The following is a 22,659-nucleotide window of genomic DNA, read 5'->3' as shown; positions in this document are numbered from 1 at the left end:
CGTCATGCCTGCGGAGAACGCGACATCCTGCGGAGGACGTGCGGGCGCGGCGCGCGCCCGGGCGAGGTCAGCCCTCCCAGCGCGACGGGCCGCCGGATGCCGCGAACTCGGCCGCCGCGGCGGCGCGCAGCTCGGGGTCGGCGACGTACGCGACGGCCGTGGCCGCGAGGGCGACCGCGGCATCCACGAGTGCATCGAGAGCCGCCGGGAGCACCGTCAGGTCGGCGAACGCGGCGTTGTGCGGGAAGACGTCGTCCGGTCCCCCGAGCCCGAGGGAGGGGTGGATGGAGGGGACGAGCCGGCTGACGTTGCCCATGTCGGTCGAGGGTCCGCCCTGCGGGGGCTCGGCGGGCGGCGGGATCTCGTGGCCGCGGGCGGCGAACGCCTCCGTCCAGCGCGAGGTCAGGGCCGTGTTGGTCTGCAGCGGCAGATACGGCGGCACCGGGTCGACGTCGATCTCGGCGCGGGTCCCCGTGGCGAGAGCCGCGCCCTCGAGCACCGCGACGACGCGATCGGTCAGCTCCCGGAGGGCGCCGACCTCCGCCGAGCGCACATAGAACAGGGCCGACGCCCGCTCGGGCACGATGTTGGGCGCCGCGCCGCCATCGGTGATGATCCCGTGCAGCCGGTCGGTCGGGAGGATGTGCTGCCGTAGCTGCGCGACGCTCTGGTAGGCCGTGACGACGGCGTCGAGCGCGTTGCGGCCGAGCCACGGAGCGCCCGCCGCGTGCGCGGCGCGGCCGTGGAACGTCACGGCAACGCGCCGCACGCCCGTCGTGCGCTGGCCGAGCACCGAGCTGGTCCCCGATCCGCTCGAGGGATGCACCATGCCCGCGGCATCCACGTCGTCGAAGCCACCGGCACGGATGATGAGCTCCTTGCCGCCGCCGTTCTCCTCGGCCGGCGTGCCGATGAGCGAGAGGCGCCCGCCGAGCCGCGCGACGATCGGCGCCGCCGCGAGGAACGCGCCGACCGCGACCCCCGCGATGATGTTGTGCCCGCACGCGTGCCCGATGCCCGGCAGCGCGTCGTATTCCGCGATGATCGCGAAATGGGGGGCGGATGCCGCACCGGCACCGCCCCCGGCCGACGCGCGCAGCGCGGTGTCGAGACCGAAGGCCCCGACCTCGGCATCCACGCCGTGCGCGGCGAGGAGCGCCGCGATGCGCGCGGCCGACGCGTGCTCCTCGAAGCCGATCTCGGGCTCGTCGTACAGCTCGCGGGCGAGCCGGGCGAGGTCGGGGCGCAGGCCCTCGACGGCCGCGGCGATCTCGTCGGCGGCGGTCACAGCTCGACGATCTCCCCGGCGGCCGTGCGCAGCGTCAGCCGGAAGCCCGGCGCGTCGCCCGCGACGACCTCGGCGAGTCCATCGCCGAGCCCGAATGCACCGAGGACCTCGCGCAGCGGCGCCGGGTCGGGCTCGGTGCGCACGAGCGAGACGAGCTCGATCGCGGGGATGTCGCTGAGCCCCGGCTGCGGCGTCGTGCCCCAGTCGATCAGGAACGGCACGTCGATGCGACGGTCCTCGCCGCGGGTGAGGCGCCATTCGAGCAGCGTGCCGTCGGGGGTGCGACGCGACAGATCGCTGACGTCGCCCGGGTCGTAGCCGCCCGCGCGTGCCGCGGCGACCGTCGCCTCGATGTCGGCCGGGTGCACGGCGTAGGCCTGCACCGCGGGGGCGGCGAGCGACGAGATCCCGAAGGTCGCGGGGAGCTCGGGCTCGGCGCGATCGGGGTTCGGGCCGATGAGCTCGATGTACTGCGGTCCGCGCGCACCGTCGACCGTGAGGGCGACGAGCGCGTTCGCGGTGCCGGTCGGGTGCGCGCCGCCGGGGGCCGCGACGACGCCGGTGCGCTCGGCGAACCAGTCGATGAGGGCGCCGAGGTCGGGGCCGGCGATGACGACGTGGTCGAGAAGGGTGGGGATGCTCATCAGTTGCCTCGCTGTCGGGTGGGAACTTCGGGTTCGCCGAGCGACAGCATGAGCCGGTTCGCCCAGTTGAAGAAGGCGGCGCCGCCGATGACGTCGACGATCTCGGCGTCGTCGAGGCCCGCGGCGCGCAGGCGCGCGATGTCGGCTTCGCCGAACGCGAGCGGCGTCTCGGCGAGGGCGACGGATGCCGCGACGACCGCGTTCCACGTCTCGTCGCCGAGATCGGCGTCCACGCCCTCGTCGAGCAGGCGCTGCACGTCGGCTTCACGGCCCGACTCGCGCGTCGCTGCGGCGGCGTGCACCGACGCGCAGAAGACGCATCCGTTCCGGCGCGAGGTGGCCGCGGCGGCGAGCTCCCGCTCGGCTCGGCCGATGCCGCCCGAGACGTTGAAGAAGATGTCGAGATCGGTGAGGGTGCGCGCGTGCAGGGCGGCGGGGTCGCGGGCGAGCAGCCGGAAGTACGGCATCTTCGCGCGCGCGGGCTCGATGAGGGCCTCGCGCTGGACGTCGGTGAGGGCGTCCTCGGCGACGGGCTCGAGCCACGGCACCCAGCCGAGACCCTGCTGGGTGAACGCCTCGGGCCGGGCGAGGTCGGGGTAGTCGGTCACGAGCGCGGTCATCGGAGGGCTCCTTCGGTCGAGGCGGCGGAAGCGGTCGAGGCGGCCACGGCGCCGTCGGATGCGGCGGCGAGCACGCGCAGCCCCCATGCGAGCCGCAGCTGGAAGGAGAGGAACGCGACGAGCTGCGACAGCGAGACGATGTCGTCGGCGCTCCACGACGCGTCCGCGAGCGCGCGGAGCGCATCGGCACGCGCCTCGCGCGGGCGGAAGACGAGCAGGTGCGTGTGCGCGAAGGCCGCTGCGAGGCGCGCGCCGAGCGCTCCGGATGCCGCGGCATCCGCCGCCTCCGCCGACCACCGCAGGCCGGGCGTCGACTCGGCCGCGAGCTTCGGCTCCCGGTACTCGCCGTAGGGGCCGTCGCTCGCTGCGACTGCAGCGGCGGCCGCGACCGGCGCGACGAGCTCCGGCGCTTCATCGCCGAGCAGGTCTCCGTAGAACGCCGTCGCCGCGCCGAAGCCGTGCAGCTGCGCGACGAAGGCGGCGACGGCGTAGCGCTCGGCGAGCGGGAACGTGCCGGGCTCGGCGGGTTCGAGCAGCGCCGCGAAGCTGCGCTGGGCGTTCTCGCGCGCCTGCGCGCGCTGATCCCGCACGGCGGCGAGCGGGGCGCCGGGGGCGATGCCGGCGAGCAGATCGATGATGTCGGCCGCGGTCGCGGTGGGGGTGGTCATCGGGTTCCTTCCTGAGCGGGGGCGGCGGCCACGAGGGCACGGTGTGCGGCGTGGAGATCGGCGGCGGCATCCGGCCCGGTCGCGAACCCGAGGCGGGGGGCGACCTCGTCGGCGAGGAGCTCGAGCGAGCGCAGGGTCAACTCGTGGGTCGCGGCGACCGAGTGCACCTGGAACGACACGTCGGTCACCTCCGCGAGCGACGCGTCGGCCTGGAGCGAGGCGACGACCTCGTCGACGGTGCCGATGTGCGTGTCGGTGAGGCGCGCGAGGTCGTCGATGGAGAGGCCGGCCGGGTCGAAGCCCAGGAGGGACGTCGCGAGCTGACGGAGCCCGACCTCGGCGAGCTCGAAAGCGCGGGTGCGGTTCTCCGGGTCGACGACGACGGCCGTCCGCGACGCGAGGATGCGCACGGGCGCCCCTTCGGGGAGCGCGTCGCGGTACGCCGCAATGATCGGCAGCTGCAGCGTGTGCAGCGGCGCATCCGGACCCGCCTCGCCGCGCGGCTGCGTGCGCGAGAGCAGCAGCCCGTCGCCGCGTTCGCCGGCGCGGCGTCCGCCGTCCACCGAGAACGTCGCCTGCCAGATGCGTTCGCCGAGGTCGCCGGCGGCAGGATAGATGTGCGAATCGGTGCCGCGGATGCCGCGACCGCCGAGCGCGTCGAGCAGCACCTCGAAGTGCTCCGCGAAGATCTCGCGCCGACGGTCGGACTCGCGTCCGAACGCCGCGAACGACGACGGTGTGCCTCCCGTCGCGAGCCCCAGCTGGACGCGTCCGCCGCTCAGCTGATCGAGGACGACGGCATCCTCCGCGACGCGGAGCGGGTCGTCGATCGGGAGCGTGATGACGCCCGTCGCGAGCGCGATGCGCGACGTTCGCGCGGCCGCGGCCGCCAGCAGCACGAAGGGCGACGGCAGGCCGCCCTCGTCCGCGCCGAAGTGGTGCTGCGCGATCCACGCCGAGGCGAAGCCGCTCCGCTCGGCCTGATCGATCTGCTCGAGCGCGAACCGGTAGCGGTCCGCAGCGGGTGCGTCCTCGAGCAGGCGGGTGAAGAACCCGAGTCTGGGGCCGGTCATACGGACACCTCTTCTTTGTAGGGATCGGCCTTATGGGGATCGGCCTCGTGGGGGTCGGGCGCGCGCAGGGACGCGCCGGGGATCGCCGCGAGCAGCTCCTTCGTGTACGGATGCTGCGGGTCGTCGAAGACCGACTGCGCCGAGCCGTATTCGACCTGACGACCGCGCTGCAGCACCGACACCGTGTCGGAGATCTGCCGCACGACGGCGAGGTCGTGCGAGATGAACACGTAGGTGAGGCCCAGCTCCTCCTGCAGCCGCGCGAGCAGCCGCAGGATCTGCGCCTGCACCGTGACGTCGAGCGCTGACACGGCCTCATCGAGCACGACGAGCTCGGGCTCGACGATCAGCGCGCGGGCGATCGCGACGCGCTGGCGCTGACCGCCGGAGAGCTCACGAGGATGCCGCGCCGCGATCTCGGGCGCGAGCGACACGAGCTCGAGATGATGCGCGACGCGATCGGCGCGTTCCGCACGCGTGCCGATGTCGAAGTTGCGCAGCGGCTCGGTCAGGATGTCGGCGATGCTCTGCCGCGGGTCGAGCGACGCGTACGGGTTCTGGTAGACGAGCTGGGTGCTCCGGTGGAACGCACGTCGCGCCCGCCCGGACCCCAGCGCGGTCACGTCGGTGTCGCCGACCCGGACGAGACCCGTCGTCGGCGCGCGGAAGCCCGCGACCGCGCGCCCCGTCGTCGTCTTGCCCGATCCCGACTCACCGACGAGCGCGTGCGTCGTCCCGCGCGCCACCGAGAAGGACACGTCGTCCACGGCGAGGAAGGGCGCGCGCCCCGGGCGGCGGAACTCCTGCGTCAGGTGGGCGACCTCGACCAGGGCGCGGGGCTCGGCGGCACCGGCGCCATCCGCGGCATCCGCACCTGTGTCGACCGCCCGCGCGGCGACCGGCGCCGTGCGTTCGACGACGCGGGCGAGCGAGGGGGCGTCGGCGAGGAGCGTCCGCGTGTACGGAGACGCGGGCGCCGTCAGGACCGCCGCGGTCTCCCCCGCCTCCTGCACGGTGCCGCCGCGCATGACGACGATCCGGTCGGAGCGGTCGGCGGCGACGGCGAGGTCGTGCGTGATGAAGAGGATGCCGGTGCCCGTCTCCGCGCGAAGCTCGTCGAGAAGGTCCAGCACCGTCCGCTGCACCGTGACATCGAGCGCGCTCGTCGGCTCGTCGGCGATGATCAGCTCGGGCTCGAGGGCGAGCGCGGCGGCGATCAGGACGCGCTGACGCATGCCGCCCGAGAGCTCATGCGGGTACTGGCGCGCACGGGCTTCGGGATCGTCGAGTCCGACGCGCTCGAGGAGGTCCAGGACGCGTGCGCGGATCTTCGCGGCATCCTTCCAGCCGTGGATGCGGAGGGCCTCGCCGACCGACCAGCCGATCGTCGCGACCGGGTTGAGCGAGTTGCCCGGGTCCTGCGGGATGAGGGCGATGCAGCGCCCGCGCAGGTGCCGCCAGCGGCGCTCGGACAGGCCGACGAGGTCGGTGAGCCCGTCGGTGCGCTCCGCGAGGCGGATGCTGCCGGCGGTGACCGCGCCGTTCGAGGCGAGCAGGCCGATGACAGTCTGGGCGACCGTCGTCTTCCCCGATCCCGACTCGCCGACGAGCGCCGTGACCGACCCCGCCTCGACGTCGAAGGAGACCCCGCGGACGGCATCGACCGGTCCTCGCCTCGTGCGGTACTGCACGGCAAGGTCGCGGATGGACAGCAGCGGCTGCACGCTCATGCGGCATCCCCTCCTCGGAGTGCCTGGCTGAGGCGATTGGTCGCGAGGACGACGAGGACGACGACGACACCCGGGAGGACCGTCAGCCACCACGCCGTCGCGACGTAGTTGCGGCCCTCCGCGATGAGCAGGCCCCATTCGGGCGTCGGCGGCGGAGCCCCGTAGCCCAGGAACCCGAGCGTCGAGATCTGCAGGATCGCGGACCCGAACTGAAGGGCGGCGAGCGCGATGACGGGCGTGAGCGAGTTCGGCAGCACGTGCCGCCACAGCACGCCGAAGAAGGTGCCGCCCGAGCCGTAGGCGGCCTCGACGTAGTCGGTGACCCGCACGCTCACGACGCGCGAGCGCGCCAGTCGCGCGAAGACCGCGATGGAAGTGACTCCGACCGCGACGGCGGCGCTCGCCGTGCCGAACCCGAGCAGGATCACGACGCTGAGCGACAGGAGGAGCCCGGGGATCGCGAGGAGGACGTCGACGACGCGCATGAGCACCTCATCGACCGCTCCGCCGACCGCTCCGCCCGTGACACCGATCGCGGTGCCCACGAGGAGACCGACGAGGACGGCGACGAGCGCGCCGAGGATCGAGTTGGATGCCCCGTAGACGACCCGCGCGTAGAGGTCGCGGCCCGTGGCATCCGTGCCGAACCAGTGCTCCGCGGTCGGCGCCTGCAGCGCCGGGGCGACGGTCTCCGTCGGGCTCTGCGACGTGAACAGCGCGGGGAACAGCGCCCACAGGAGAGCGAGGAGGATGACGAGCGCCGGGACGACGAAGCCGGCGCGGGAGAGGAGGCTCCGCCACGCGATGCGGCGGTCGGGGGATGTCCCGATCGGGTCCTCGGTGAGGCCGGCGGTCGTGGCGAGAGCGGTCATCGGGCTCCTCCTGCCGAGACGGGGATGCGCTCCGGCTCCGTGCCCGAGGGCGCAGTGCCGGAGGGGGTGCGCGAGCGGCCGCGGGGGCGCGCACCGGCCGCCGTGCCGCCGGTCGACCTGGTGCCGGTCGAGGCTGTGCGCAGGCGCGCATCGAGAACGGGGTAGAGCAGGTCGACGATGAGGTTGATGACGACGAAGGCGACGGTCGAGATCACGACGACGGCGAGGAGGACGGGAGTGTCGCGGTTCGCGACCGCCTGCGCGGTGAGCTGGCCGATGCCGGCGCGGGCGAAGACGGTCTCGGTGACGACGGCGCCGCCGACGAGCTCACCGAAGAGGAGCCCGGCCATCGTGAGGGTCGGGAGGAGGGCGTTCCGGGCGACGTTGCGCCACAGCAGCCACGAGGTGGAGGCGCCGCGCGCGCGGACGACCGTGACGAACGGCTGTTCGCGTACTTCGTCGATCGAGCGGATGAGCACCTGCGCGAGGGGCGCCGCGATGGGGATCGCGAGGGTCGCCACGGGGAGGATGAGCGCCTGCACGGGGTCCGCGCCGATGACGGGCACGAGCCCCAGTCGGAACGAGAAGATCTGGATGAGGATGATGCCGATCCAGAACACCGGAAGCGACACGAAGAACGGCGGGAGGCTGCGGAACACCCGGCGGAGCGCCCCGCCCGCGCCGTACGTCGCGGTGAACGCGATCGTCACGGCGAGGAAGACCGCGACGACGAGGCCGAGCACGGCGAGCACGAGCGTCTGCGGCAGGGCCGTCGCGATGAGGTCGGAGACCGCCGCGCCGCTCGCCACCGAGTACCCGAAATCGCCCGTGAGGAACCCGGCGATCGACTTCACGTACTGGACGATGAGCGGCTGATCGGCGCCGTAGGCCTCGCGGATCGCCTGGATCTGGTCCGGAGTGAGCCCCAGTTCCGGCGCCGCGTACCGGGCGATGATGGCATCGCCCGGCAGCGCCGCGAGGAGAAGATAGGCCGCCGTGTAGGCCAGGGCGAGGACGATGACCGCCTGGCCTACACGACGAAGGACATACGACATGGATCAGCCGGCGAGCCAGGTGGAGTAGAACGACGGGCGGCCGACCGACTCGGTGTCGAAGCCGTGGACCTTGGCGGTGAGGCCGAAGACCTGGGGCTCCTCGAAGATCGGCAGGATGTAGGCGTTCTCGGCCAGGTACTTCTGCGCGGCCTCCGACGCGGCCTGACGCTCGGGGGTCGTCGGCTCGGAGGCGATCGCGAGCAGCAGCGTGTCGAGCTCGGGGTCGCCGACCGTCTGATCGGCCGGGTTGAGGTTCAGCAGCGTGTTGCGGTTCTTCGAGAAGTACTGCGACTTCAGGACGTCGAAGTCGGCGCGTCCGACCATCGAGTGGTACACCTGGATCGTCGACTGGTCGGTCGACGCCTTGGTCTGCGCGGCCATGTCGCCGGCGAACAGCGACACCTCGATGCCGATCTCCTTCAGCTGCTCCTGGATGAGGGTAACGACGTCCTTCGAGCGCGGCTGCGGCAGCGCCTCGTTGAAGGTGAGCGAGAGCTTCTCGCCGTCCTTCTCACGGATGCCGTCGGCGCCGAGCGTCCACCCGGCCTCGTCGAGCAGCTTCGCCGCCTTGTCCGGGTCGTACGTGTAGTAGCTCGACGTGTCGACGTAGCCGAGCGCCGTCTTCGCGAGTGCGCCGGTCGCGAGCGGGTAGTTCGCAGTGAAGAGCGTGTCGACGATCTTCTGCCGGTCGATGCCCGCGATGATCGCCTGGCGCACGCGCACGTCTTCGAGCCGCGGCTCGCGGAAGCGGAAGCTCAGGCCGTTGTTGACGCCGTTCGTGGCGGCCGCGTGCAGCGAGAGCCCGCCAGCGGCGAACTGCGCCTCATCGGGAGCGGGGATGTTGCGGGCGATGTCGGCCTGCCCCGCGACGACGGTGCCGACGCGCACGCTGTTCTCGGCGGCCACGATGTAGTCGATGCCGTCGAGGTACGCGGCACCCTGGTGCTCGAGCGAGGGCGGCGCCCAGTTGTAGTCCGCACGCGCCGTGACGCTCGTCTTGGTGCCGATTTCCTCGCCGGAGACGACGAACGGGCCGCTGCCGATGATGTCCTTCGCCTTGCCGGGACCGAAGCCTTCGCTCGCGAGATCGAGAGTGGCATCCGACAGCAGACCGGAGTTGATCGTGGACACCGCCTGGGCGAAGCCCGGGGAGGGCGCGGTGAAGTGGAAGACGACCGTGTCGTCGTCGACGACCTCGCCGTGGTCGTAGTTGTTGATCGCCTCGGAGACGGGGAGCGCACGGGCCGTGTCGCCCTTGCCGTAGAGGTCGATGTTCTTCACCACGTTCGCGGCGGTGAGCTTCGAGCCGTCGGAGTAGGTGACATCGGTGCGGAGGTCGAACGTGTACTCGGTGGCATCGTCGTTGACCGTGTAGTCGGTCGCGATCCAGGGCTCGAGCTCGAGCGTGTCGGGGTTCTGGTACAGCAGGCGGTCGGTGATGTTGTTCACGATGCCGCCGTTCGGGTAGAAGCCGGCCGACGGCGGGTACAGCGTCGACCACGCCTGCGGCTCGAGGTAGCTGAGCGTGCCGCCGGACTGCGGCGCGGCGGCGGTGTCGGACGCGGCGGGCGCCCCCGCACCGGACGCGCAGCCGGCGATGAGGGCCGCCACCGCGACGGCGGATGCCGCGACGAGGGTCGAGCGGGTGAAGCGGGACATGGGAGTCTCCTGGAAATCTGGTGAGGCTGTGAACGGGATGCCTCAGCCCACCACCCGCCCCCGGTGCGCCACCAATCCGCGGTCACGGAACGTAAGGGTCTGTCATGAAACGTAAGAAAGCGTGCGCTCGGGGAATAGGGGGCGCGAAGGCTGCCCTCGCCGCCCCGGAGGTGGGACTTCGGGCCACCTCTTTCGCGGCGCGCGCCGCTCGCGAGCTCAGACCGGCTCGCGGAGCGCGGACCGGCATCCCCTCAGCTGCGCGTGAGGAGCGCCACGGGGTAGTCCCCGAGCAGGTCGACGAGCGGCGCGGCCCCACCCGCGACCACGCGGCCGGTGAGCTCGTCGCGCCAACGCGCGGCCGCCCCACCGGGGAGCATGACCGCGGCATCCCCCCACCCGCCGCGCGCGGCGAGTCCGACGGGCAGGCGCGTCGCGACGGCGATCGCCCCGCCGCGGTCGAACGCGAGCGCGTGGGCGGCCGCGGCGCCGACGATCTCGAGCGGGGTGTAGCGCGTGAAGAGCTCGGGCCGGTCGCGGCGCAGCCGCAGCGCGCGGGAGACGAGGAGAAGTTTGGCGGCGCCCGCGTCGGCTCCGGTGGCCTCGACCTGCGGCATCCAGCCGTCGTCGATGCGGCGTAGGAGCGCGCGGCGCGCGTCGTAATCGACCGGGCGGCGGTTGTCGGGGTCGACGAGCGAAAGATCCCACAGCTCTGTGCCCTGATAGACGTCCGGAACGCCCGGGCCCGCGAGCTGCAGCAGCTTCGCGGAGAGGGCGTTCACCCGGCCAGGGGCGCCGATCTCCGCGACGACGCGTTCGACGACCTCGCGCGCGGGGCCGAATGCAGCGTCGACGAGGGTGCGCACGCGCGCCTCGAAGGCGGGCTCGGGCTCCTCCCAGCTCGTGCCGACCGCACTCTCGCGCGCCGCCTTCTCGGCGTACGCGTGCAGGCGCTCGGAGAGGGCCGGGTCATCCGACCAGGCGCCCACGACGGCCTGCCAGAGCACGTTGTCGAGCGCGCCGTCGCCCGTCGCCGCGATCGCGCGGAGCTCGCGGAGCGCATGCCACCAGAGATCACCGGTCTCGGCGAGCACGGCGAGGCGGGCGCGCACGTCTTCGGAGCGTTTCGTGTCATGCGTCGTGAGCGTGGTCATGGCGTGCGGCCACGACGCCTGCCGACGCACGAAAGACTCGTGGAACTCTCGCGGCGCGAGCGAGAACTGCGACGGATCGCCGCCGACCTCGGTCAGCGAGGTGAGCCGACCGAAGCGATAGAACGCGCGGTCCTCGACGCCTTTCGCCATGATCGGCCCGGTCGTCTGCATGAAGCGCCGCGCGAAATCGCCCGACGGTTCGCTGCGGATGAGACGCGCGGCCGCTGCGAGGGGTCCCTCCAGGTCGGGGCGGCGGGCGGATGCCTCGGCGACGGCGACCCGCACGTGCTCGGCCCCCGTGGGGAGGTACGCCCGGTACACGCCGAACGCGGCGAGGAGCTCCGCGATCGCCTCGCGCGCCTCCTCGTCGTCGTCGAAGGCGCTGCCCTGGCCGTCCGGGATCTCGCGGATGATCCGGCCGACTTCCGCCGCCTGCGACGTGTCGGCGACCGTGCGCTTCGTGTCGGCGATGAGCGCGTGCCAGTCGACGGCGGCGCCGCGGGCGAAGGCGTCGGCGACGGTCAGCGGTCGCTCACCGCCCGGGTCGGTGAGCACCCGATCGATCTCGCCGAGCGCGTCGTAGCCCGTCGTGCCGTCGGTGCGCCACCACCCCGGCAGCTCCTCGCCCGGCTCCAGAATCTTCTCGACGACGACGTACCCCGTCCCGACTGCCGAGGGTGCATTCATTCCACCCGAGGGTGCACTCGTTTCCGCCGAGGGTGCATCGAAAAGGCTGCGCAGCCGGTCCAGATAGCTGCCGGGGTCAGCGAGACCGTCGGGATGGTCGATGCGCAGTCCGTCGACGAGCCCTTCGCGAATCCAGCGCGTCACTTCGACGTGCGATGCATCGAAAACGGCGGGATCCTCCACCCGCACGCCGGCGAGGGACGTCACCGTGAAGAAGCGCCGATAGTTCAGCAGCTGCGCCTCGCGCCGCCAGAAACCGAGCTCCCAGTGCTGCCGAGCGAGCACGTCGCGCACGATGGCGGCATCCGTCGTCGCCTGCTGTGGAGCCGTGCCCGGTGCGAGCGGCAGCGTGAGATCGAAGTACGTGGCGGTCCCGAACGGGGCGAGTGCACCCTCGGGCGAAACGAATACACCCTCGGGCGAGACGAATACACCCTCGGGCGAGACGAATGCACCCCCGGCGGGAGGAGCGACCGTGATCTCGCCGCGCGTGATCACGTCGTCGAGCTCTCCGCCGAGCACCGGCAGCCGCACCCGTCCGCCGCCGTACAGCCAGTCGATGTCGAACGCACGCGCGTGGCGCGACGCCTCGCCGTACGTCAGCACGTCCCACCACCACGGGTTCTCGGCGGGGGTGGCGACGCCCTGGTGGTTGGGGACGATGTCGACCAGGATGCCGAGGCCGGCCGTCCGCGCCGCCGCCGAGAACCGCGCGAGTCCGTCCGCGCCGCCGCGCGCCTCGTCGACGCGGGTGGGGTCGACGACGTCGTACCCGTGCGGCGAACCCTCCGCCGCCTGGAGGATCGGCGACAGGTACGCCCAGCCGACCCCGAGGTCTCGCAGGTAGGGGACCACCGCCGCCGCGGCATCCAGGTCGAACTCCGCGCGCACCTGCAGGCGGTAGGTCGACGTCGGCGCGTCTCCTGCGTGGTGGCGCACGGACATCAGTGCGGGAGTTCGGTCTGCGGCGCGGGCGCCGGGACGATGTCGATCGGGGTCGTCAGCGCCGCGAGCGACGCGGCGACGGAGTGATCCACTTCGGGCACATCGGTCTCGTGCTGGCACAGCACCATGAGCGATCGAGCCGGGACGTCGACGGTGTCGCCGCCGCGCAGCGACACCTCATCGGCGCGCTGCCCGGCAGTGTCGACGAGCACCTCCCACTCCGGGCTGAACTCCGCCCGGGGGATCGTGAACTGCACGTCGTCGTCGCCGGCATTGAACAGCACGAAGAAGTGCTGATCGTGGATCTCCTGACCGCGCCGGTCCCGCTCACGGATGCCGTCGCCGTTGAGGAACACGCCGATCGCGCGCCCGAAGCCGGAATCCCAGTCGTCCGGCTGCATCTCGGTGCCGTCCGGTCGCAGCCACGCGATGTCGGGAACGGGGGCACCCTCCTCGCGGCGCACCGGGCGACCGTTGAAGAACCGGCTGCGGCGGAAGGTCGGATGCTCGCGCCGCAGGCGGGTGAGCGCGGCGGTGAACTCGACGAGCGGCTGATCGACGTGCTCCCAGTCGACCCACGTGATGTCGTTGTCCTGCGCGTAGCCGTTGTTGTTGCCGCCCTGCGTACGGCCGAGCTCGTCGCCGTGCAGGATCATCGGCACGCCCTGACTCAGCAGCAGCGTCGCGAGGAAGTTGCGCTGCTGCCGCGCCCGCAGTGTCAGCACCACCGGGTCGTCGGTGGGGCCCTCGACACCGCAGTTCCACGAGCGGTTGTGCGACTCGCCGTCGTTGCCGTCTTCGCCGTTGGCGTCGTTGTGCTTCTCGTTGTAGGAGACGAGGTCGCGGAGCGTGAAACCGTCATGGGCCGTGACGAAGTTGATGGATGCCACGGGGCGTCGCCCGTCGTGCTCGTAGAGATCGGCCGATCCGGTCAGTCGCGAGGCGAACTCGCCGAGGGTCGACGGCTCGCCGCGCCAGAAGTCGCGGACCGTGTCGCGGTACTTGCCGTTCCACTCCGTCCACTGCGGCGGGAAGTTGCCGACCTGGTAGCCGCCGGGGCCGATGTCCCAGGGCTCGGCGATGAGCTTGACCTGGCTGATCACCGGGTCCTGCTGCACGATCTCGAAGAAGGCGGCGAGCTTGTCGACCTCGTAGAACTCGCGCGCGAGGGTCGCCGCGAGATCGAATCGGAAGCCGTCGACGTGCATCTCGAGCACCCAGTACCGCAGTGAGTCCATGATGAGCTGCAGCGTGTGCGGGTTGCCGACGTTCATGCTGTTGCCGGTGCCGGTGTAGTCGGTGTAATATCGTTTGTCCGCCTCCTCGAGGCGGTAATACGCCTCGTTGTCGATGCCGCGCATCGACAGGGTCGGGCCCAGATGGTTGCCCTCGGCGGTGTGGTTGTAGACGACGTCGAGGATGACCTCGATGCCCGCCGCGTGGAGGGCACGCACCATCCCCTTGAACTCCTGGACCTGCTGACCGCGCTGGCCGGCGGAGGAGTAGGTGTTCTGCGGCGCGAGGAAGGCGATCGTGTTGTAGCCCCAGTAGTTCGACAGCCCCTTCTCCTCGAGGGTCGAGTCGTTGACGAACTGGTGCACGGGCATGAGCTCGATCGCGGTCACACCGATGCGCTTGAGGTGCTCGATGATCACCGGGTGCCCGATCGCGCTGTACGTGCCGCGGATCTCGTCGGGGATGTCGGGATGCCGCTCCGTCAGCCCCTTCACGTGAGCCTCGTAGATGACCGTCTCGGCGTAGGGGGTCTTCGGCTGCCGGTCGCCCGCCCAGTCGAAGTACGGGTTGATGACGACACCCTTCATCATGGAGCTCGAAGAGTCGTCATCGTTGCGCGAATCGGGGTCGCCGAAGGTGTACCCGAAGACCGACTGGTTCCAGTCGATCTGCCCCTCGACGGCCTTCGCGTAGGGGTCGAGCAGAAGCTTGTTCGGGTTGAAGCGCAGCCCCTGAGCGGGGTCGTTGGGGCCGTAGACGCGGTAGCCGTAGCGCGTGCCGGGCTGGACCGTCGGCAGGTACGCGTGCCAGACGTGCGCGTCGACGTCGCGCAGTTCGACGCGCGTCTCCTTGCCGCGGTCGCCGAACAGGCACAGCTCGACCTTTTCGGCGCCCTCGCTGAAGAGAGCGAAGTTCGTGCCGCTGCCGTCGAAGGTCGCCCCCAGCGGGTACGCGGATCCGGGCCATACCTGCATATGCAACTCCCCCTGCTCGGTGAGATCAGCCTACGGGGCCCGACGTTTCCGGCAGGTGTCGGTTCGGGGCCCTGGACGCCCGCGCGCACACTTGCTATGCGGGCGGTCATGTCGACGCGCGGATTCGCGCCGCCGCTCGTGCCACCGCGCTGTCGCGGCGCAGCTGGGCCACGAAAGCCGCGAGGATCGGCATCGTCACGCCGAGTTCCTCGGCGATGTCGTGGGCGCACAGCTCCATGCGCTCCAGCCGCTCATACGCGATCGGATCGATCAGGACCATCGCCGCGAAGGCATCGGCATCCGCCTCCAGCACCGGGTCGTCGAGAGCACGATGGCCCAGGACGACGTGGCCGATCTCGTGCGCGAGCGTCTCGACCTCTTCTTCGGGGGTCAGCCGCCGGTCGATGAGGATCCTTCTGCTGGCGGCGTAATAGGCGCCCAGGGTGCCCTCCGGGAGCGTCGCGGACGAGACGGACACCCCCAGCCGTTCCGCGGCGGCGAACAGTGGATGCACGCTGCACCTCCCTTCGCCCCAGCTCGCTCGGACGAGACGGAGGGGCCGCTCAGACTTCAGGGGCGGAGCCCTTGACCGCCTCCCCGCCGCGCTGCCGTCGGCAGGTCCTCTCCATGATGCGCAGGGGCACCGACATCCGTGGCACCGCTGCGCGCCGAGAGGTCGCGGATCGCCACCTCGTGCGCACGCGCCGCGAGCTCGGCCGCGGACACGCTCATCGCCTGCGACATGGCGGCGAGGTCCCACACGGAGAGCACGACGCGTCTCCCCGTCTTCGAGCTGCCGCCGTCCAGGCGATCGGACATGTACTGCGAGGACTTGCCGATGCGCCGTCCGAGCCCGCGAGAGGAGAGGTCGCGGCGGCCCATCTCGCCCTTGATCTCGAGGACCAGGGCGTCCCAGAAGAAGTCGGCGTAGCCCCGGATCATGTCGCTCATTCTGTCAGTTGCATGGAATCGGAGCCATCTGGGTGGCCGAATTGACAGTGTATCGATATCCATGCGATATTGCGTGCATGGAATCGCGGGCACCCAGCGCAGTGAGCGCGGCGCTCGCGGACGAGATCCGCGCCGAGATGGCGCGTCAGCGCTGCACACGACGTGACGTCGCGGCGGCGTTGGAGGCCACCCCGCACACGACCGAGCGGCGGCTGTCGGGGGACGTGCCGTTCGACGTCGTCCAGCTCGCTCGCATCGGACAGCTGCTCGGCGTCGATCCGGCGACCTTCCTCCGGCGCGCGGACGAACGCGCGCTCAGCCACGGCGACACCTCGACGCAGCCCGCCGCTTGACTGCTTCCGCCCGAGGCATCCCCTCGGGCGGAGGGGCGCCGCGACAGCGGGGCCGCATCCCAGACCACCGCACCACACCGCATCACACCGCATCACACCGCATCACACCGCACAGAAGGAGAAGTCATGACGATCAGGACCCGGACCCGGAGGCTCGCCGCCTTCTCGATCTCGGCCGCTCTCGCCGCCGGCCTCGTCGCCATCGCGACACCGGCTCTGGCGGCGCCGCCCGAGGGCTGGGAAGGCACCGTCGAGCCCTGGATCGGTGAGCCGTACTGCACCGACGACGGAGCGATGGTCGACGTGGGCATCCAGGCGACGCCGGCCGTGGCGGGCGTCGAGGCCAGCCTGACGGCGAGCTACCTTCAAGGGCGCAACTACTTCGAGGATGCGCAGACCGGCGATGACGGCCGCTTCACCCAGACGGTGGCGCTCCAGAACGGGGAGACCGAGGACGGCGCGCCCAACACTCTCACGAGCGTGGAGGTGTTCTGGGTGCTCGCCGGCGGCAACGCCGGCGATTCCGCGACCTTCACTCCCGCGATCATCGACTGCTCGACGACGACGCCCACGCTGCCCCCCAGCGAGCCCGGCGTTCCGTCCGTTCCGACGACCAACACCGTGAAGGCCGGCGCGACCGGGGACGTCGCCGACCCGTTCGGCGGCGCGGTGCTGCCGGGCCTGCTCGTTCTGACCGCAGCGGCGGGCGCGGGCGCGCTGGCGATGCGGCACCGCGCCGCTCGGGCGCGGATGGAGCAGCGGTCCGGCCGTTGACCTCGCGCGCGCGGGCGCGTCGACTCCGGCGGTGGCACCGCACGGAGCGACGCGCCCGCGTCGGTTTCTGGGTGCTCGCGTCGGCCATGGTGCTCTTCGCGGGCATCGCGGCGGTCACGCTCACCTCGACCACCGGGGGAGGCCCGGCCTCCCCCGCGCCGAGCACGACGTCCGCGGCGGCGGCTCTCGGAGCCACGCCGACCCCGCAGCCCTCACCGACCTCCCGCGCGACCCCGCCCGCCTGGGTCGACTGGCAGTTCGCCGGCGCGACCCTGACCGCGCCGGAGGCCGGCATCGATCATGCCGAGATCCACGAGCTGCGCCCGAACGAGATCGTCACGAAGACGTCGACGGATGCCTCCGGAACGACCGTGACCTACTCGGCGATCGAGCCCGACGACAAGCACACGATCGCTTGGGACAGCCAGGTCGTCGACGGCGTCCGCCAGCCGGTGGGGAGCGTGCTCTCGGCATCCGCCGCGAACACCGTCTACCTGTACTGCCACGACTATCGCGACGGAACGGCCCTGTGCTCGACCATCTCGGACGTCACCGCGCCGGGCGATGAGATCACACTCGAGACGCCCACCGAAGTGCTCACGTACGCGGCCGTCGAGACGTTCGAGGAGCGCAAGAACGAGATCTCCAGCGACCCTCGCGTCACCATGGCGGCCCCCGGCCGGCTGCTCATCATCACCTGCAACAGCGCCGGAGAGCGCGATACCGCCGGCGAGCCGACCGTGAACACGGTGCTCGTCTTCCAATTGGTCGCGTCGCGCGCGCCGTGACGTGCGGCGTCGCGTGCGGCGTCGGCATTCCTCCGGCATCCGTCGCGACGAGCGGAGCGGCCCCGCGGGTCAGGCGATACGGGCCGCCTGCCGGGCGGCGCCGAGCGCGACGTACTCGCCCGCGGCGGGCACCTCCACCGGAACCCCGAGCACCTCGGGCGCGATCCGGCGGACGGCCTCGGACTGCGCCCCGCCCCCGACGAGGAGGGCGCGGTCGATCGGCACGCCGAGCCCGCGAATGGCGTCCAGTCCCGCAGCGAGCCCCCGCAGCATCCCTTCGACGGCGGCGCGCGCGAGGTTCTCGCGAGTCGTGGATGCCAGGGTCATGCCCGTCAGCTCCGCCGTCGCGTCGGGCAGGTTCGGAGTGCGCTCGCCCTCGAAGTAGGGCAGCAGCCTGAGCCCACCCGCCCCCGGCTCCGCGGCGAGTGCGAGCGCGCTCAGCGCCGAGTGGTCGACCCCGAGAAGACGCCCGACCACGTCCAGCACGCGCGCCGCGTTGAGCGTCGCGACGAGCGGGAGGAAGTGCCCGTCGGCATCCGCGAAGCCCGCGACGGTGCCCGTGGGGTCGACCGTCCGCTCCGCGCTGACCGCGAAGACCGTACCGCTCGTGCCGATCGACACCACCACGTCGCCGACCTCGGCGCCGACTCCGAGCGCCGCCGCGGCGTTGTCGCCCGCGCCCGCGCCGACGCGACGCCCGGCGGCATCCGTCACCCACTCGTCGGGGCCGAGCACACGCGGCAGGGCCACGTCATGACCGAGCGCGGCCACGAGCAGCGCACGGTCGTAGTCGCCGCCGGCGGGGTTCCAGTAGCCCGTGCCGGAGGCGTCCGAGCGGTCGGTGACGAGCTCGTCGAACGCGGGCTTCGCGTCGCCGACGGCCGCACCGAATCCGCGCAGCCGCCACGTGAGCCAGTCGTGTGGCAGGGCGACGGCGGCGACCCGAGCGGCGTTGTCGGGCTCGGAGTCGCGGAGCCAGCGGAGCTTCGTGATCGTGAAGGATGCCACGGGCACGAGGCCCGTGCGGCGGGCGAGCTCGGCGGCGCCGAACTCGCCGGTCAGATCCGCCGCAGCCTGCGCGGAGCGCGTGTCGTTCCACAGCAGGGCGTCACGCACGACGTCACCGCGTTCGTCCAGGGCGACCATGCCGTGCTGCTGGCCGCCGATCGCCCACGCGGCGACGTCGTCCATGCCACCGGCATCCGCGATCGCCTCCTGCAGCGCCGACCACCACGCGCCCGGGTCGACGCTCGTGCCGTCGGGGTGGCTCGCGCGCCCCTGCCGCACGACGGCCCCCGTCGCGGCATCCACGATGACGACCTTGCACGACTGCGTCGACGAGTCGACCCCCATCACCAGCGCCATTCCGGCATCCTTTCCGCGTTCCTGTTCACACCGTGTCCCACTTTGGGTCGTTTTTCCGCCTGCGAAACAGCCAGAAGTGGGACATGCTGCGCCGCAAGTGGGACGACGCCCGCCCAGAGTGGGACAACGGCGACAACCGCGGCGGGGCGGGGCGCGCCACTGCAGTCTCGCGGTCAGCGGGGGGGGTGGCGTCAGCGCGCGCCGAGCAGGTGCTCGGTCGCGAACTGCTGCAGGCGCACGAAGCCGAAGCCCTTGCCGCCGAGGTACGCGCCGGCGTCGAAGTCCTCGTAGGCCGAGCGGTCGGCGACGAAGTCTTCGTACGACTCGCCGTCGGCGAACGTCGGCTCGGCCAGCTCGGTGACACGAGCCGCGGTGAGCGCCTCCTGCACCTCGGGGTCGGCGCGGAAGGCCGCAGCGCGCTCCTTCAGCAGCAGGTAGGTGCGCATGTTGGCGGCCGCGGAGTCCCAGACGCCCGTCTCGTCCTCGGTGCGCGAGGGCTTGTAGTCGAAGTGACGCGGGCCCGTGTACGCCTGGCCGCCCCCCACACCGCCGTTCTCGAGCAGGTCGACGAGCGCGAACGCGTTGTGCAGGTCGCCATGACCGAACACGAGGTCCTGGTCGTACTTGATGCCGCGCTGGCCGTTGAGGTCGATGTGGAAGAGCTTGCCGTGGTACAGCGCCTGGGCGATGCCGGCGGCGAAGTTCAGGCCCGCCATCTGCTCGTGGCCGACCTCCGGGTTGAGGCCCACGAGCTCGGGACGCTCGAGCGAGTCGATGAAGGCGAGCGCGTGCCCGACGGTCGGCAGCAGGATGTCGCCGCGCGGCTCGTTCGGCTTCGGCTCGATCGCGAAGCGCAGGTCGTAGCCCTTCGAGACGACATAGTCGCCGAGGAAGTTGACGGCCTCGCGGTAGCGCTCGAGCGCCTGGCGGACGTCCTTCGCGGAGTCGTACTCGGCGCCCTCACGGCCGCCCCACATGACGAAGGTCTCGGCGCCGAGCTCGGCGCCGAGGTCGATCTGGCGCAGCACCTTGCGGATCGCGAAACGGCGCACGTCGCGGTCGTTCGACGTGAAGCCGCCGTCCTTGAAGACGGGGGCCGAGAACAGGTTGGTGGTCACCATCGGGATCTTCAGGCCCGTGGCATCCAGCGCGCCCTTCAGACGATCGATCTGGTTCTGCCGCTCCGCGTCGCTCGAGCCGAACGCGAACAGATCGTCGTCGTGGAAGGTGAGGCCGTACGCGCCGAGCTCGGCGAGCTTCTCGACCGCGTGCACGACATCGAGCGGATGCCGCGTGGGGCCGCCGAACGGGTCGGTGCCGTTGTACCCCACCGTCCAGAGGCCGAACGTGAACTTGTCTGCAGGGGTGGGAGTCGGGGTGGTCATGGCGCTCCTTCGCGAGAACTCCGGATCGAAGATTTGTTGTTGTCAACAACCTATATCACGATCCGCCCGTCGTCCACTCCCCTCCTCCCCGGCCAGGCAGCGCGGATCTCATATGGTGGACGGATGGCAGGCGCGGACGGAACCGTTGAAGGAGTACGGCGTGCGAACCTGTCGCGCGTCCTGCGGCTGGTGCACGAGAACGGCCCGCTCTCGCGCGCTCAGCTGACCGACGCCACCGGCCTCAACCGCTCGACGGTCGGCGCGCTGGTCGGCGACCTCGCCTCGTCCGGGCTCGTGGCCGAGACCGCACCCGACGTGCACCACCGGGTGGGACGACCGTCGCCCAACGTCGCGGCGGCGCCCGAGATCGTCGCGATCGCAGTGAACCCCGAGGTCGACGCGCTCACCATCGCCGCCATCGGCCTCGACCGGCGCATCGTGCGTCGAGACCGCACCGAGCTGCCGAATCTGACGACGGCGGAGCAGGTCGTGTCGATGACGGCCGAGCGGATCGCGCGCTGGCGCGACGACGAGCTGGCGGGATGCCGGATCATCGGCGTCGGCATCGCCGTGCCCGGCCTGGTGCGCAGCGCCGACGGACTCGTCCGGCGGGCGCCGCATCTGGACTGGACCGACGAGCCGCTGCGCGATCGCATGATGGCGGCCACGCAGCTCCCCACCGCGATCGACAACGATGCGACCCTCGGCGCCCTCGCCGAGCATCTCTACGGCGCCGCCCGGGGTGTCGACGACGTGATCTACCTCAACGGCGGTGCGAGCGGCATCGGCGGCGGTCTCGTCATCGATGGACGGCTCGTCCGCGGCTCGGGCGGTTACGCGGGTGAGATCGGCCAGAACCGTCCCGGCATCGCCCTGCCCGCCGATCGTCGGTCCGGCGCGCAGGGCACGGTCGAGGACGAGGTCAGCCGAGCGCGCCTGCTCGCGGCGATCGGCCTCCACGGCGCCGACGAGCCCGCGCTCGCGGGGGCGATCGCCGCATCCCTCGGCACCGACAGCGCGGCCGACGTCGCGGCCGAAGTCGAGCGGCAGCGCCGCATCCTCGCGACGACCCTCGCGAATGCCGTCAACGTGCTCAACCCCTCGGTCGTCGTGCTCGGCGGCTTCCTGGCGACGCTCTTCGAACAGGATGCCGAGGGCCTCCTGACGGCCGTCGCCGCGCAGACGATGCCGGCGAACGCCGAGGACCTCGTGCTGCGCTCGGCCGCCCTCGGCGAGGACCGGCTTCTCGTGGGCGCCGCCGAGATCGCGTTCGCGCAGCTGCTCGACGATCCGGTCAGCGGCGCGGCGGTGCCGTCGTCGATCGCGTGATCAGCCGGGTCGGCAGGATGAGCTGCGTCACCTCGGGGGTCGTCCCGCCCAGCAACGCCACCACCAGTCGGGCCGCCTCGGCTCCGAGGCGCATCATCGGCTGTCGCACGGTGCTCAACGGTCGGGCGCTCAGAAACGCCTCGGGGATGTCGTCGAAGCCCACGACGGACAGGTCTCCCGGCACGTCGAGGCCGAGGTCCGTCGCGACCTCGATGAGCCCGAGCGCCGAGCGGTCGTTGGCGGCGAACACCGCGGTGGGCCGATCGGCCTGTTGCAGGAGGGGGCGGGAGACCGACCGCACCGTGTCGGGATCGTACATGCCCACCGCGACGAGCCGCGGGTCGAACGCGATGCCGGCCTGGCTGAGCGCACGGCGATAGCCCGCCTCGCGCAGCTCGGACGAGCGCAGCTCGGGGCGCCCGGCGAGAAAGCCGATGCGGCGATGGCCGAGCTCGATGAGGTAGGACGTCGCCTCGAACGCGCCCGCGAGGCTGTCGGACTCCACGGACGGGATGCCGACGCGTCCCGCGTGCGGGTCGACCGCGACGATCGGGATGTCTGTCGGCACGCCCACGATCGTGGGCGTGACCATGATGGCCGCGTCGATGAGCGTGCCGCTCAGCCTGCTCAGGGAGCGACGCTCCCACCCGGCGGGGTCGCGATCGCGCGACCCGCTGTAGGCGAGCAGGTCGTACCGGTGATCGCGCAGCGCCGCGCCCACGCCCTTGAGGACCTCGGCGGAGAAGGGCTCGAAGTCGGACACGAGCACCCCGATGACGCCGGTCCGCCGCGAGCGCATGCTGCTGGCGACGAGACTCGACTCGTAGCCGAGCTCGGCGACGGCATCCAGCACCCGCGTCACGGTGGTGCTCGCGACGCCGTATCTTCCGTTGACGGCCTTCGAGACCGTCGCAACGGACACGCCGGCGGCCGCCGCGACGTCGTGGATGGTGGCTCGCCGACTCATGGTGTGCCGATCGTACTGCCGTGCTAAACGTTTTGGAAAAGGTTTTTGAAAACGTTTGACGCGATTGACAACAAATGGCGACACTGGGCGCATTCCGGATCCCGAAGGCCCGGAATGCTCCGTGCCTCGGATGATCGAGGTGAGG

At 71.7% G+C, this 22,659-nt stretch carries 20 protein-coding genes; 4 read left to right on the top strand and 16 right to left on the bottom strand.

What is annotated here, in order from left to right; translation table 11 throughout:
* Positions 1 to 67: 67 nt before the first annotated feature.
* The 13 genes from J0I43_RS09980 to J0I43_RS09920 form a co-directional block, all read right to left on the bottom strand.
* Positions 68 to 1,288 (bottom strand): amidohydrolase, encoded by a 1,221-nt coding sequence (locus J0I43_RS09980; protein ID WP_292862789.1) that lies wholly within the window; start codon positions 1,286 to 1,288, stop codon positions 68 to 70.
* Positions 1,285 to 1,932 (bottom strand): VOC family protein, encoded by a 648-nt coding sequence (locus J0I43_RS09975; protein ID WP_292862787.1) that lies wholly within the window; start codon positions 1,930 to 1,932, stop codon positions 1,285 to 1,287. Before J0I43_RS09975 ends, J0I43_RS09980 begins: the two co-directional genes overlap by 4 nt.
* Complete coding sequence (locus tag J0I43_RS09970) at positions 1,932 to 2,552, bottom strand: alkylhydroperoxidase domain protein (RefSeq protein WP_292862785.1); 621 nt, start codon at positions 2,550 to 2,552, stop codon at positions 1,932 to 1,934. The genes J0I43_RS09975 and J0I43_RS09970 overlap by 1 nt, the downstream gene beginning before the upstream one ends.
* Positions 2,549 to 3,220, bottom strand: coding sequence for a CMD domain protein (locus tag J0I43_RS09965; protein ID WP_292862782.1), 672 nt, complete (start codon positions 3,218 to 3,220; stop codon positions 2,549 to 2,551). Before J0I43_RS09965 ends, J0I43_RS09970 begins: the two co-directional genes overlap by 4 nt.
* Positions 3,217 to 4,293, bottom strand: coding sequence for a putative FMN-dependent luciferase-like monooxygenase (locus tag J0I43_RS09960; protein ID WP_292862779.1), 1,077 nt, complete (start codon positions 4,291 to 4,293; stop codon positions 3,217 to 3,219). The genes J0I43_RS09965 and J0I43_RS09960 overlap by 4 nt, the downstream gene beginning before the upstream one ends.
* Positions 4,290 to 6,023, bottom strand: coding sequence for an ABC transporter ATP-binding protein (locus J0I43_RS09955; RefSeq protein WP_292862776.1), 1,734 nt, complete (start codon positions 6,021 to 6,023; stop codon positions 4,290 to 4,292). Before J0I43_RS09955 ends, J0I43_RS09960 begins: the two co-directional genes overlap by 4 nt.
* A complete protein-coding gene (locus J0I43_RS09950; RefSeq protein ID WP_292862773.1) occupies positions 6,020 to 6,895 on the bottom strand; it encodes an ABC transporter permease in 876 nt (291 codons plus the stop codon). The genes J0I43_RS09955 and J0I43_RS09950 overlap by 4 nt, the downstream gene beginning before the upstream one ends.
* Positions 6,892 to 7,950: an ABC transporter permease gene (locus J0I43_RS09945; protein ID WP_292862771.1), complete on the bottom strand. Its 1,059-nt coding sequence runs from the start codon at positions 7,948 to 7,950 to the stop codon at positions 6,892 to 6,894. Before J0I43_RS09945 ends, J0I43_RS09950 begins: the two co-directional genes overlap by 4 nt.
* 3 nt (positions 7,951 to 7,953) lie before the next feature.
* A complete protein-coding gene (locus J0I43_RS09940) occupies positions 7,954 to 9,609 on the bottom strand; it encodes a TIGR04028 family ABC transporter substrate-binding protein (protein ID WP_292862769.1) in 1,656 nt (551 codons plus the stop codon).
* Between the two features lie 251 nt (positions 9,610 to 9,860).
* Positions 9,861 to 12,392: a malto-oligosyltrehalose synthase gene (treY, locus tag J0I43_RS09935; RefSeq protein ID WP_292862766.1), complete on the bottom strand. Its 2,532-nt coding sequence runs from the start codon at positions 12,390 to 12,392 to the stop codon at positions 9,861 to 9,863.
* The gene (glgX, locus tag J0I43_RS09930; protein WP_292862763.1) at positions 12,392 to 14,602 is read right to left on the bottom strand and encodes a glycogen debranching protein GlgX; all 2,211 of its coding nucleotides are present in this window, start codon (positions 14,600 to 14,602) and stop codon (positions 12,392 to 12,394) included. Before glgX ends, treY begins: the two co-directional genes overlap by 1 nt.
* Before the next feature lie 106 nt (positions 14,603 to 14,708).
* Positions 14,709 to 15,116, bottom strand: a complete 408-nt coding sequence (locus J0I43_RS09925) for an ImmA/IrrE family metallo-endopeptidase (RefSeq protein ID WP_292862760.1) — start codon at positions 15,114 to 15,116, stop codon at positions 14,709 to 14,711.
* Between the two features lie 56 nt (positions 15,117 to 15,172).
* Positions 15,173 to 15,553 (bottom strand): hypothetical protein, encoded by a 381-nt coding sequence (locus J0I43_RS09920; RefSeq protein WP_292862758.1) that lies wholly within the window; start codon positions 15,551 to 15,553, stop codon positions 15,173 to 15,175.
* A 77-nt stretch (positions 15,554 to 15,630) separates the two neighbouring features.
* Between J0I43_RS09920 and J0I43_RS09915 the strand changes: the two genes are divergently transcribed.
* The 3 genes from J0I43_RS09915 (at position 15,631) to J0I43_RS09905 (ending at position 17,468) form a co-directional block, all read left to right on the top strand.
* Entirely contained in the window at positions 15,631 to 15,906 is a 276-nt protein-coding gene (locus tag J0I43_RS09915) for a helix-turn-helix domain-containing protein (RefSeq protein WP_292862756.1), read from the top strand.
* A gap of 126 nt (positions 15,907 to 16,032) precedes the next feature.
* On the top strand, positions 16,033 to 16,680 hold the full coding sequence (locus J0I43_RS09910) for a hypothetical protein (protein ID WP_292862753.1): 648 nt from the start codon (positions 16,033 to 16,035) through the stop codon (positions 16,678 to 16,680).
* A gap of 71 nt (positions 16,681 to 16,751) precedes the next feature.
* Positions 16,752 to 17,468 carry a hypothetical protein gene (locus tag J0I43_RS09905; RefSeq protein ID WP_292862751.1) on the top strand — a complete coding sequence of 239 codons (717 nt, stop codon included), beginning with the start codon at positions 16,752 to 16,754 and terminating at the stop codon, positions 17,466 to 17,468.
* Positions 17,469 to 17,537: 69 nt separating this feature from the next.
* Here J0I43_RS09905 and xylB read toward each other — a convergent pair whose 3' ends face one another.
* Positions 17,538 to 18,833 (bottom strand): xylulokinase, encoded by a 1,296-nt coding sequence (gene xylB / locus J0I43_RS09900; protein ID WP_292862748.1) that lies wholly within the window; start codon positions 18,831 to 18,833, stop codon positions 17,538 to 17,540.
* Between the two features lie 191 nt (positions 18,834 to 19,024).
* Positions 19,025 to 20,218, bottom strand: coding sequence for a xylose isomerase (gene xylA / locus J0I43_RS09895; protein WP_292862745.1), 1,194 nt, complete (start codon positions 20,216 to 20,218; stop codon positions 19,025 to 19,027).
* Positions 20,219 to 20,341: 123 nt separating this feature from the next.
* Here xylA and J0I43_RS09890 point away from each other — a divergent pair, with 123 nt between their 5' ends.
* Positions 20,342 to 21,547: an ROK family transcriptional regulator gene (locus tag J0I43_RS09890; protein ID WP_292862742.1), complete on the top strand. Its 1,206-nt coding sequence runs from the start codon at positions 20,342 to 20,344 to the stop codon at positions 21,545 to 21,547.
* Here J0I43_RS09890 and J0I43_RS09885 read toward each other — a convergent pair.
* The gene (locus J0I43_RS09885; protein WP_292862739.1) at positions 21,513 to 22,514 is read right to left on the bottom strand and encodes a LacI family DNA-binding transcriptional regulator; all 1,002 of its coding nucleotides are present in this window, start codon (positions 22,512 to 22,514) and stop codon (positions 21,513 to 21,515) included. The two genes, J0I43_RS09890 and J0I43_RS09885, sit on opposite strands and share 35 nt — an antisense overlap.
* Positions 22,515 to 22,659 lie beyond the last annotated feature (145 nt).

The sequence above is a fragment of the Microbacterium sp. genome (genome assembly GCF_017305435.1).
GTDB lineage: Bacteria > Actinomycetota > Actinomycetes > Actinomycetales > Microbacteriaceae > Microbacterium.
Note: the sequence above shows the minus strand (reverse complement) of the source record. Positions and strands in the feature narration are given on the sequence as shown.

Excerpts from the sequence above, each read along its gene's own strand:
- J0I43_RS09975 (WP_292862787.1), bottom strand. The coding sequence starts at position 1,932 with ATGAGCATCCCCACCCTTCTCGACCACGTCGTCATCGCCGGCCCCGAC.
- J0I43_RS09970 (WP_292862785.1), bottom strand. The coding sequence starts at position 2,552 with ATGACCGCGCTCGTGACCGACTACCCCGACCTCGCCCGGCCCGAGGCG.
- J0I43_RS09965 (WP_292862782.1), bottom strand. The coding sequence starts at position 3,220 with ATGACCACCCCCACCGCGACCGCGGCCGACATCATCGATCTGCTCGCC.
- J0I43_RS09960 (WP_292862779.1), bottom strand. The coding sequence starts at position 4,293 with ATGACCGGCCCCAGACTCGGGTTCTTCACCCGCCTGCTCGAGGACGCA.
- J0I43_RS09955 (WP_292862776.1), bottom strand. The coding sequence starts at position 6,023 with ATGAGCGTGCAGCCGCTGCTGTCCATCCGCGACCTTGCCGTGCAGTAC.
- J0I43_RS09950 (WP_292862773.1), bottom strand. The coding sequence starts at position 6,895 with ATGACCGCTCTCGCCACGACCGCCGGCCTCACCGAGGACCCGATCGGG.
- J0I43_RS09945 (WP_292862771.1), bottom strand. The coding sequence starts at position 7,950 with ATGTCGTATGTCCTTCGTCGTGTAGGCCAGGCGGTCATCGTCCTCGCC.
- J0I43_RS09940 (WP_292862769.1), bottom strand. The coding sequence starts at position 9,609 with ATGTCCCGCTTCACCCGCTCGACCCTCGTCGCGGCATCCGCCGTCGCG.
- treY (WP_292862766.1), bottom strand. The coding sequence starts at position 12,392 with ATGTCCGTGCGCCACCACGCAGGAGACGCGCCGACGTCGACCTACCGC.
- glgX (WP_292862763.1), bottom strand. The coding sequence starts at position 14,602 with ATGCAGGTATGGCCCGGATCCGCGTACCCGCTGGGGGCGACCTTCGAC.
- J0I43_RS09920 (WP_292862758.1), bottom strand. The coding sequence starts at position 15,553 with ATGAGCGACATGATCCGGGGCTACGCCGACTTCTTCTGGGACGCCCTG.
- J0I43_RS09915 (WP_292862756.1), top strand. The coding sequence starts at position 15,631 with ATGGAATCGCGGGCACCCAGCGCAGTGAGCGCGGCGCTCGCGGACGAG.
- J0I43_RS09910 (WP_292862753.1), top strand. The coding sequence starts at position 16,033 with ATGACGATCAGGACCCGGACCCGGAGGCTCGCCGCCTTCTCGATCTCG.
- xylB (WP_292862748.1), bottom strand. The coding sequence starts at position 18,833 with ATGGCGCTGGTGATGGGGGTCGACTCGTCGACGCAGTCGTGCAAGGTC.
- xylA (WP_292862745.1), bottom strand. The coding sequence starts at position 20,218 with ATGACCACCCCGACTCCCACCCCTGCAGACAAGTTCACGTTCGGCCTC.
- J0I43_RS09890 (WP_292862742.1), top strand. The coding sequence starts at position 20,342 with ATGGCAGGCGCGGACGGAACCGTTGAAGGAGTACGGCGTGCGAACCTG.
- J0I43_RS09885 (WP_292862739.1), bottom strand. The coding sequence starts at position 22,514 with ATGAGTCGGCGAGCCACCATCCACGACGTCGCGGCGGCCGCCGGCGTG.